This is a genomic window from Paenibacillus sp. FSL L8-0663 (genome assembly GCF_038008125.1).
Classification (GTDB): domain Bacteria; phylum Bacillota; class Bacilli; order Paenibacillales; family Paenibacillaceae; genus Paenibacillus; species Paenibacillus polymyxa_D.
Genome location: NZ_JBBOYM010000001.1, coordinates 2845626 through 2855398 on the forward strand (window position 1 = coordinate 2845626; position 9773 = coordinate 2855398).

Below are 9773 nucleotides of genomic sequence, written 5' to 3' on the forward strand. Positions count from 1 at the left end.
CTGATAAAAATTTCAAGTAAAGTAGAACTTATGACCTATTGGAATTATTTTCATATTACTGTATTATCATTGAGTGTAAACATGATCGATCAGGACTTTTTAAAAGAACACATAAAGGATAAATACGGATACGAAAGACTCATCACTTATTTCTCAAGACATGAAGTAATTGGGGAAGAAATTTTTCCGTATCTTGGTACTGCCATTCACTAAACGGACTGGTATATTTGCGTTTATGGGAGGATTTCACGGAATGTCGCTGGGGAGTCTGGCTGTTACCAGCAACATTCAGAAAAGATCTTCCTCCGGCATAGCATTATCCGATGTTACCTTTTCCCCATACTCCGAGAGTCCAATTGACTCATTCGATACTATTGAATACATGGAAGCCGTTCTAAACGACGGTCACTCGGGAATCGAAAAACCGGCGGCTATTATATTTGAAACCATTCAGGCGGAAGGCGGCGTAAATATAGCTTCACCCGAATGGATGCTCAGGCTGAGGGAACTTAGCGACAGACACGGTATTCTACTGATTTGCGATGACATTCAGGTTGGCTGCGGACGCACCGGACCGTTCTTTTCATTTGAACGTGCCGGGATGATCCCTGATATTGTACTGCTTTCCAAGTCAATCAGCGGGTATGGCCTTCCCATGTCTATTCTGCTGATGAAACCGGAACTTGATGTCTGGAAGCCTGGTGAGCATAACGGTACGTTCCGGGGAAACCAGCTTGCTTTCATTGGAGCTACAGCTGCGTTGGAATATTGGGAAATGAATAATTTGGAACAGTCTGTGAAATATAAGGAAGCATTTGTAAGAGAATATTTAACCAAGCAGATTTTGTCATTACATAAGGGCCTGACCATTCGGGGTGCAGGTTTGATTTGGGGTATTGATTTTTCCAATGTGGAGGATGAGCGAATCACGCAAAAAGTAGTAGAGGAATGTTACCAAAACGGTTTAATCATCGAAAGCGCAGGAAGAAAAGACAGTGTTATAAAACTTATGCCTCCGTTAACCATCGAGCTTGAACTTTTGCAGCAGGGTTGTTCAATTATCAGACAAGCTATTCAAGAGAATATAAATAAAGTATTGGAGGTCGAAAGTTATGGATAAAATCGCCATTATAGGAATAGGATGCCGTTTGCCAGGAGGAATAAGGGGGCCTGAGGAGTTCTGGGAAGCATTGACTGCGGGAAAAGATATGACTTCCGATTTACCCGAAGGCCGCTGGGATTTAGAAAAGTTTTATGATCCTGACAAATCAAAGCCAGGCAAGCATTACACCTGTCATGGTGGATTTTTAGATAAAATAGATGAGTTTGACCCTTTGTTTTTTGGTATTTCTCCAAGGGAAGCGGCCTTTCTTGATCCACAGCAAAGACTGATGCTGGAGACATCATGGGAAGCAATGGAAGATGGAGGCTTGGATCCGGCCAAGCTAGCAGGAACCAATACCGGTGTCTTTGTAGCCGGCTTCACCCTTGACTATCAAGCAATACAATTTAAAAACGAATCGGTTGAAAATTTAGATACACATTCGGCAACGGGTATGATGATGACAATGTTGTCCAACAGGATTTCATATATATATGATTTCAGAGGTCCAAGTTTGTCTGTAGATACAGCGTGTTCGGGCTCTTTGGTTGCAACACACCTTGCATGCGGGAGTTTATTGAATAATGAATGTAATCTCGCAATAGCAGGCGGAGTAAGTGTTATAGCTACACCTGAGTATACCATAGCGGAAAGTAAGGGTGGTTTTTTATCTCCCGATGGACGGTGCAAAACTTTCGATTCCAGTGCAAACGGTTATGCAAGAGGAGAAGGAGCCGGCGTTGTGGTTTTAAAACGCCTGTCAGATGCTATCGAAGACGGAGATAGGATTTATGCCGTAATAAGTGGATCGGGTGTAAACCAGGACGGCCACACAGACGGGATTACTGTTCCAAACGGGCAGGCTCAGGAAAACTTAATGAAGGAGGTATACAAAAAGGCAGGAATATCACCTTCAGATATAACATATATTGAAGCTCACGGCACCGGCACTCCGGTTGGAGACCCTATTGAGGCTAATGCAATAGCACGAGTGGTTTCAACAGACAGGCCAAAAGATAAAAAGTGTATTGTCGGATCTGTTAAGACAAACATTGCCCACCTTGAGGCCGCTGCAGGAGTTGCCGCACTGATAAAAGCTTCACTAATCATAAAGCATAAGCAAATACCTCCACATCTGCACTTTAAGAATCCAAACCCTAAAATTCCCTTTGACGATTTATGTATACGAATTCCTCAGACCCTGGAGCCTTTGCCGCAACCCGCATTGGTTGGCATAAATTCATTCGGTTTTGGAGGAACAAATGCCCATATCCTCTTGGAGGAAGCTACAGATCTCCAAAAACAGGGTACTCCTGAAGTTAATGTAAATACCGGATGGCCATATATGATTCCCATATCTGCGCGCTCAGAAAAGGCGCTAAAAAACTATGCGCAAAAGTATGTTGATTTTATTAATGGAAGTGGAGAAAGTATTTCTTTATATGATATTGGAAGCATGATGAGCAAAAAGCGCACCCATCATGACTATAGACTAGCAGTTTCGGCATCTTCAAAGGAAGAACTTGCAGGAAACCTGGAAGCGTATATTAAAGGACAAGCACGCCAGGGGATGTCTGCGGGAAATGTTGAGGCAGGAAAGTACAATAAAGCTGTTTTTGTATATACAGGTATGGGGCCCATATGGTGGGCTATGGGCAGACAGCTCCTTGAAAAAGACCCTGTGTTTAGAAATATGATAGAAAAATGCGATAAACTTACACGTCAGTATGCTGGATGGTCTCTACTGGAGGAACTTCTCGCCGATGAGGAGAATTCACGTCTGGACCAGCCCCAGTTTGCTCAACCTGCCAATTTTGCTGTTCAGGTGGGTTTGACTGAAGTATGGAAATCCTTGGGTATTATACCCCATGCGGTGGTAGGACACAGTGTTGGAGAAGTGGCTTCTACATATGTTGCAGGAATTTACAGCCTTGAAGATGCCATGTTGGTAAGTATTCACAGAAGCCGTGCACAGCAAAAAGCAGTAAACAAGGGCACAATGCTGGCGGTAGGTTTACCAGAAAAAGAAGTTGTGGCCCTGCTGGATGAGAACATAAAAGGTGTTTCAATGGCAGCAATCAATAGCCCAAATTCGGTAACTTTGTCAGGTGATCCTGATGCCCTTGAGCAGATCCAAAAACAGTTGCAGGATAAGGGGGTTTTTGCGCGGCTTTTAAAGGTCAATGTAGCGTATCACAGTTACCAAATGGAACCATATGAGCAGGAGCTATTGGAGGCATTAAAAGGAATAAAGTCCCAGCCTGCCGGGATACCGATATATTCCACGGTTACAGGGAAAATGCTGACGGGTACAGAGTGTGATGGACATTACTGGTATAAAAATGTAAGAGAGCCGGTACGTTTTGAAGCAGCAATGTATGAAATGATTTCGTTGAATTATAACTTATTTATTGAGGTGGGCCCTCACCCTGTTTTAGCAGCTTCTATTTCTAATTGTCTGTCAGCTAAAAACGTTGAAGGTAAGAAGTTGTTCTCTATAAAAAGAAATGAAAACGAACAGGTTTCAATACTGGAGAACTTAGGAAATCTATATGCACTGGGATACCCTATAGATTGGAACAAGATTTACCGGTACCAAGGTGAGTTTGTAAGTCTCCCTCTTTATCCATGGCAATGGGATAAATACTGGATGGAAACGCAGGAATCAAGTGAATTTAGGCAGGGAAAAAATAAGCACAAGTTTTTAGGACGCCGTTTGAAAACTTCCAGCCCTATATGGGAGATTGAACTTAATACTACCTATATGACGTATCTTTCTGATCATAAAATACAAGGTATAGAAGTTTTCCCCGGAGCAGGGTATGTAGAGCTGGGAATGGCTTGTGCCAGAAGCTATTTTGGAGAGGGTTTTTATACAGTTGAAGATATAAAGTTTGAAAATGCTTTATTTTTAAATCAAGGAGTATCACCTGTGGTGCAGGTGGTTTTGGATCCAAAAACCGCAAAATTCGAGATTTCAAGCAGGATACCGGGACAAGATAAGACTTGGACATGCAATGCATCCGGCACAATAAGAAAACGGCAAAACATAAAGATCACTGCTAAAGATGAGTTGATTCAAATACTTGGCAATTGTACCAAAGAATACGGAAAAGAAGTATGTTATAAAACCTTCTATCAAATGGGTTTCCATTATGGTCCTTATTTCCAAGGTATAGACAAGATATGGAAAGGTGATAACGAAGCTCTTGGCAGGATCGAGATCCCTAAAATACTGGAGATTGATAGCTCTATCTACGGTCTTCACCCGGCGGTATTGGACGCCTGTTTCCAGGTTACCATTGCGGCAGTTGCACCACTTAATGAAGATGAAAATAACGAAGGCCAATCATTCCTACCTGTAGGAATAGACAGGGTGCAGCTTTATGGAAGGCCGGAGCCTGTCATGCTTTGTCATACGCAGATGGTAGATAGGAAAGATAATAATTTGAACGCCAACATCCGTCTATATAGTGAGGACGGAAATCTAATCGCCGAAATACTGGGCATAAGAACTAAGGAACTTGGAAATAGTGGAGGGTCTGATGCTGGAAGAGTTAAGGATTATCTTTATGAGATAAACTGGGAGCTTCTAAAAAGTGAAGAAGTTGATACCCGCACAGCTGCTGCTAACTCTGGAGCATGGCTTATTTTTGTGGATCATAAAGCAGCAGGAAAAGAACTGGCAAATCTCCTTGAAAAAAGGGGAGAAGAATGCTTTATGGTATATCCTGGTGAGAATTTTGGTTGGCAGTATGAAGAGCGTGAGATATATATAAACCCTCGAAGCATTGAGGATCTTAGAGCGTTGTTTGATGAATTCTCAAAAATTAAAACGAAGCTAACAGGTATTGTATATATGTGGAGCCTCAATATCCTTGAGATCCAGGAAGTTAGCAATACAGCTATAGAAAAAGCTTGTTTTGAAAACCTGTTTGTATTAAAACACCTGGTACAAGCAACCACAAATCTGGGATTAAATTTTAAGCTGTGGGTTATTACAAGAGGAGCCCAAATGATCAACAGGGCTACTCCAAATTCTGCATTCTTACAGTCGTTGGTATGGGGCCTTGGCACCGTCATAGGTTACCATGAGTTGCCTTCAAATTGGGGAGGCCTTGTAGACCTTGACATAGAGGCCAATGCGGGTGAAATGGAAATGCTGTTAAAAGAAGTCTTAGGTAATGGAGAGAACCAAATTGCTTTCCGTAATGGGAATAGACTTGCAGCAAGAATCGATAAACTGCGGATTGATATGCAGCATCAAGTACCCGTACATCTTCGCCCCGATGGAAGTTATGTTATTACAGGTGCTTTTGGTGGCATAGGTATGATTACAGCCCAGTGGATGGTTGCCAAGGGAGCAAGACATCTGGTACTGCTTGGACGCGGAGAATTTCCAAAACGTTCTGAATGGAACAATGTAGAGCCAGGCAGCAGCCTTGCAGAGAGGATTGAGTTTGTTCGTAAGCTGGAGTCCCAGGGGGCAACAGTATATATTGGATCAGTGGATGTAACTGATGAGGAAAAGCTTGCTGGATTTTTTAAAGATTTTGATAAGGAAGAAAGGCCTCCTATTCGAGGTGTTGTACATTCTGCTGGTATTACGGATGATCAATTTCTTGAGGTTAGTAAAGATGAGACTTTTTATAGGGTCCTTTCGCCTAAGGTAAATGGTGCATGGAACCTTCACCGTATGACAGAGGGACGGCCTATTGACTTCTTTATTTTATTTTCTTCAGTTGCTTCTGTATTTGGTTCACCAGGCCAGGGAGCATATGCAACTGGGAATGCCTTTTTGGACTCACTTGCACATTACCGTTTATCGAGAGGACTTCCTGCACTGAGTATCAATTGGGGACCATGGTCAGAGGTTGGAATGGCTGCAAGGTTTATGGAACGTGATCCGGAGTATTATATACAAAAATCCATAGAATCTGTAACGGTAGAAAAGGGAATTAGGGCTATGGAGCACCTTGTTGGAGAAGCTGTTGCACAGTCTGTGGTTCTACCTATACTCTCGTGGCAAACGTTTGGGGAAAAATGGTTCTCACCCATGAGTTCTCCACATGTGCTTAAAACTCTTTTGCAAGATGAGTCAGGACAACAAGAGAATATAAATAAATCAAAGGTGGATGTTGATATCCTGGAGGATATTATTTCATCTCCAATACAGAGCAGGCAGAATATCGTTGAAATGCATATTAAAACAATAGTAGCGAAGGTTTTGCGTTATAATCCTGAGGATCTAAGTACCAAACAACCACTAACTGTTTTTGGGATGGATTCATTAATGGCCACCGAAATAAAAAACAGGATGGAGGTTGCCTTTAAAACACCTGTTTCCATAGTAGAACTTCTTAAGGGTTCCAGCATATACGATCTTTCCGAGCAAATGATATCAAAGCTATACGAATCGGGAAAGATTTCAGAACAGGGTTCCCTAAATATGGGTAAGGCTGAGCTTGAAAGAATACCTAAAGTTTCTGAAAAAGAGTACTATGAAACCTCATCTGCACAAAAGATGATGTATATCATTAATAATCTTGAGGGTAACAACATTGGGTATAACATACCTGTGGGAATTTTATTTGAAGGTGGGATTGAAAGGGTTGCCCTTGGGGAAGCATTAAAAACATTGATACAAAGGCATGAAGCATTTAGGACATCCTTTGAGATGATTGATGGGGAGCTTGTGCAAAGGATACAAGATGAAGTTGATTTTACTATAGAATATTTTGAGTCTGAGGAAGACGGAGTAGAGAAAATAATCGATGAATTTGTAAGACCGTTCGATTTAAGCAAAGCACCCTTAATAAGAGTAGGTCTTATAGAAATCCATGCTAGCAGGCAAATACTTTTGCTTGATGTACATCATATAGTCTCGGATGGAACTTCAATAATCAGGACTTTTGATGAAATAGTTTCTATATTAAGTGGTGAAAGCCTTCCGGCAATGGAGGTGCAATATAAGGATTTTGCCCAGTGGCAGAATGGCTTGTTTAGCACTGAGGTTTACAAAAAGCAGGAAGAATACTGGCTTAATAGGTTCAAGGGTGAAATTCCTATCCTTGATATGCCTACAGATTATCCTAGGCCTGTCCTTCAAAGCTTTGAAGGAAATAGGTTGCTATTTGATTTAGACAGTCATTTGATGGATAAATTAAATGTACTTTCCTCCCAAACAGGAGCCACCGTGTATATGATACTTCTTGCGGCATTAAATACACTAATGTATAAATACTCAGGACAGGAAGACATAATTATTGGTACTCCTATAGCGGCAAGAACTCATTTTGATACTGAAAGAATACTGGGGATGTTTATAAATACCCTGGCATTAAGGAATTTCCCAGAGGGAAATAAGGCCTTTACTGAGTTCTTGGAAGAAGTAAAAGAAAGCTCCTTAGAAGCATATGAAAATCAGGAATACAGGTTTGATCAGTTTGTGACAAAACTTAACGTAAAGAGAGATTCAAGCAGAAATCCTTTATTTACTGTTATGTTTAATATTGTTCCTTCTGATGAGCATATTATGGAACATCGTGGTGAATTAAAGTATTCCAAATATCCGGTTGAAAGTAAAACATCAAAATTTGACCTAACATTCCAGTTGATACCAGATGGTCATAATATAATATTATGGATGGAATATGCTACACGTCTGTTTAAGAAGGAGACGGTAGAAAGGCTTGTTCAGCATTACTTTAATATCCTTGAAGAGATAACCTCAAACCCTGAAAAAAAACTATCAGAAATCAATATGTTATCCCAAGAAGAAAAGGAGCGAATAATATACGGCTTTAACGATACGAAGGTTGAATTTGAACATCACCTGACGGTACACCACCTGTTTGAGCAGCAGACGAAAGTACGTCCAGACAATATAGCAGTAGCGTATGAAGGCCGTAGATTTACATATGGCCAGATCAACCAAAGGGCAAACAGGATAGCAAGGTACATGCTAAAGGCTGGCACTGGTAGAGAAGAAGCCGTAGTTGTCATGCTGGAGAGGGGACCCTTATTTGTAGAATCGGTACTTGGTATATGGAAAGCAGGGGGGGCTTACATACCTGTAAATCCAAAATACCCTACACAAAGGGTGCTTGATATATTTAAGGAATCTAAAGCTGCCTATGTGTTGACCTTATCAGATTATGTGACCCAGCAGCTTAGTGAGAACTATAAAGGCCGAATTATATACCTTGACCAGTGTGAAAAAGAGATTGAGGCTGAAAGTGGCGAAAACCTAGATCTAGATATAGACATAAATAGTTTGGCCTATGTTATATATACATCTGGTTCAACTGGTGTACCAAAGGGAGCTATGATAGAGCATCTTGGCATGATAAACCACATCCATGCGGAAATAAAGGAACTTTGTATAACTAACAACAGCATAATATCCCAGAACTCGCCTCAATACTTTGATGTATCTGTATGGCAGTTCTTTGCAGCCCTAACCATAGGAGCTCAAATTATCATCTATCCAGATGAAATAGTAAAGGATGTTGCAAGGTTTACGAATCGGATCATAGAAGATGGCATAACGGTCCTTGAGGTGGTACCTTCATACCTTGCTTTAATGCTTGAGTATGTGGAAAATACAGGGAATAAACCGGAAAAACTTCATTACTTGCTGATAACGGGAGAAACCGTAAAATCCGGCATAGTAAGGAAATGGTTTGACCTATGTCCAAATACTAAAGTAGTTAATGCCTACGGACCTGCAGAGGCAGCGGACGATATTACTCTATATACTATGGAAGCTGCTCATGAAGGAGAGAACATTCCTGTAGGCAAGCCTATACAAAATATGAATCTATATATAACAGATAAAAACATGAACCTGTGCCCTATCGGAGTAAAAGGAGAGATCTGCGTCTCTGGAACAGGTGTAGGAAGGGGTTATTTAAATGACCCTGAAAAAACAGCCCATGTATTCCTTGAAGATCCTTTCAGAGAAGAAAAGGGGATAAGGCTGTACAAAACAGGAGACCTGGGAAGATGGCTGCCTGACGGGAATATCGAATTCCTGGGCAGAATAGACCATCAGGTTAAGATCCGCGGATACCGAATAGAGCTTGGAGAAATAGAAGCTCAGCTTCTAAAACATTCTTCAATAAAAGAAGTTGTGGCAGCAACAAGGGAAGACCCCCAAGGGAACAAGTACATCTGTGCATATATAGTTGGAGAAAGTGAATTGACAATACCGGAATTAAGGGAGTATCTCTCCAAAGATCTGCCAGACTACATGATCCCTTCATATTTTGTACAGTTGGAAAAACTGCCTTTATCAGCGAATGGCAAGGTAGATAGAAATGCCCTGCCTGCCCCTGATGGAAATATTAATACAGGGGTAGACTATGCTGCACCATTCGGTGAAATTGAGGAGAAGCTTGTACTGATATGGAGCCAAATCCTTGGAGTCCAGAAGATTGGAGTAAATGATAACTTCTTTGAATTAGGAGGAGACTCATTAAAGGCAACCAATCTTGTATCAAGGGTTCATAAAGAATTTGACATAGAATTTGCATTAAAAGAAGTGTTTATGGGTCCTACAATTTCGGCAATAGCAAAAAGTATTAAAAATAGACTTAACGATACAGTGGAAATCGAAGAAATTTTAAGCATGATTGAAAATCTATAAATAGGAATTAAAAGAGATGAA

The 9773-nt window shown here is 41.0% G+C and carries 1 protein-coding gene and 1 pseudogene; both read left to right on the top strand.

What is annotated here, in order from left to right; all coding sequences use genetic code 11:
* Positions 1-211 precede the first annotated feature (211 nt).
* Positions 212-1120: pseudogene (locus MKY75_RS12275) on the top strand (aminotransferase class III-fold pyridoxal phosphate-dependent enzyme); the annotation flags it as partial.
* Positions 1113-9752: a non-ribosomal peptide synthetase/type I polyketide synthase gene (locus tag MKY75_RS12280; protein WP_340885465.1), complete on the top strand. Its 8640-nt coding sequence runs from the start codon at positions 1113-1115 to the stop codon at positions 9750-9752. The pseudogene MKY75_RS12275 and the gene MKY75_RS12280, both read left to right, overlap by 8 nt.
* Positions 9753-9773 lie beyond the last annotated feature (21 nt).

Bases quoted from the DNA above. Each gene is read 5' to 3' on its own strand.
- MKY75_RS12280 (WP_340885465.1), top strand. From the start codon at position 1,113: ATGGATAAAATCGCCATTATAGGAATAGGATGCCGTTTGCCAGGAGGA.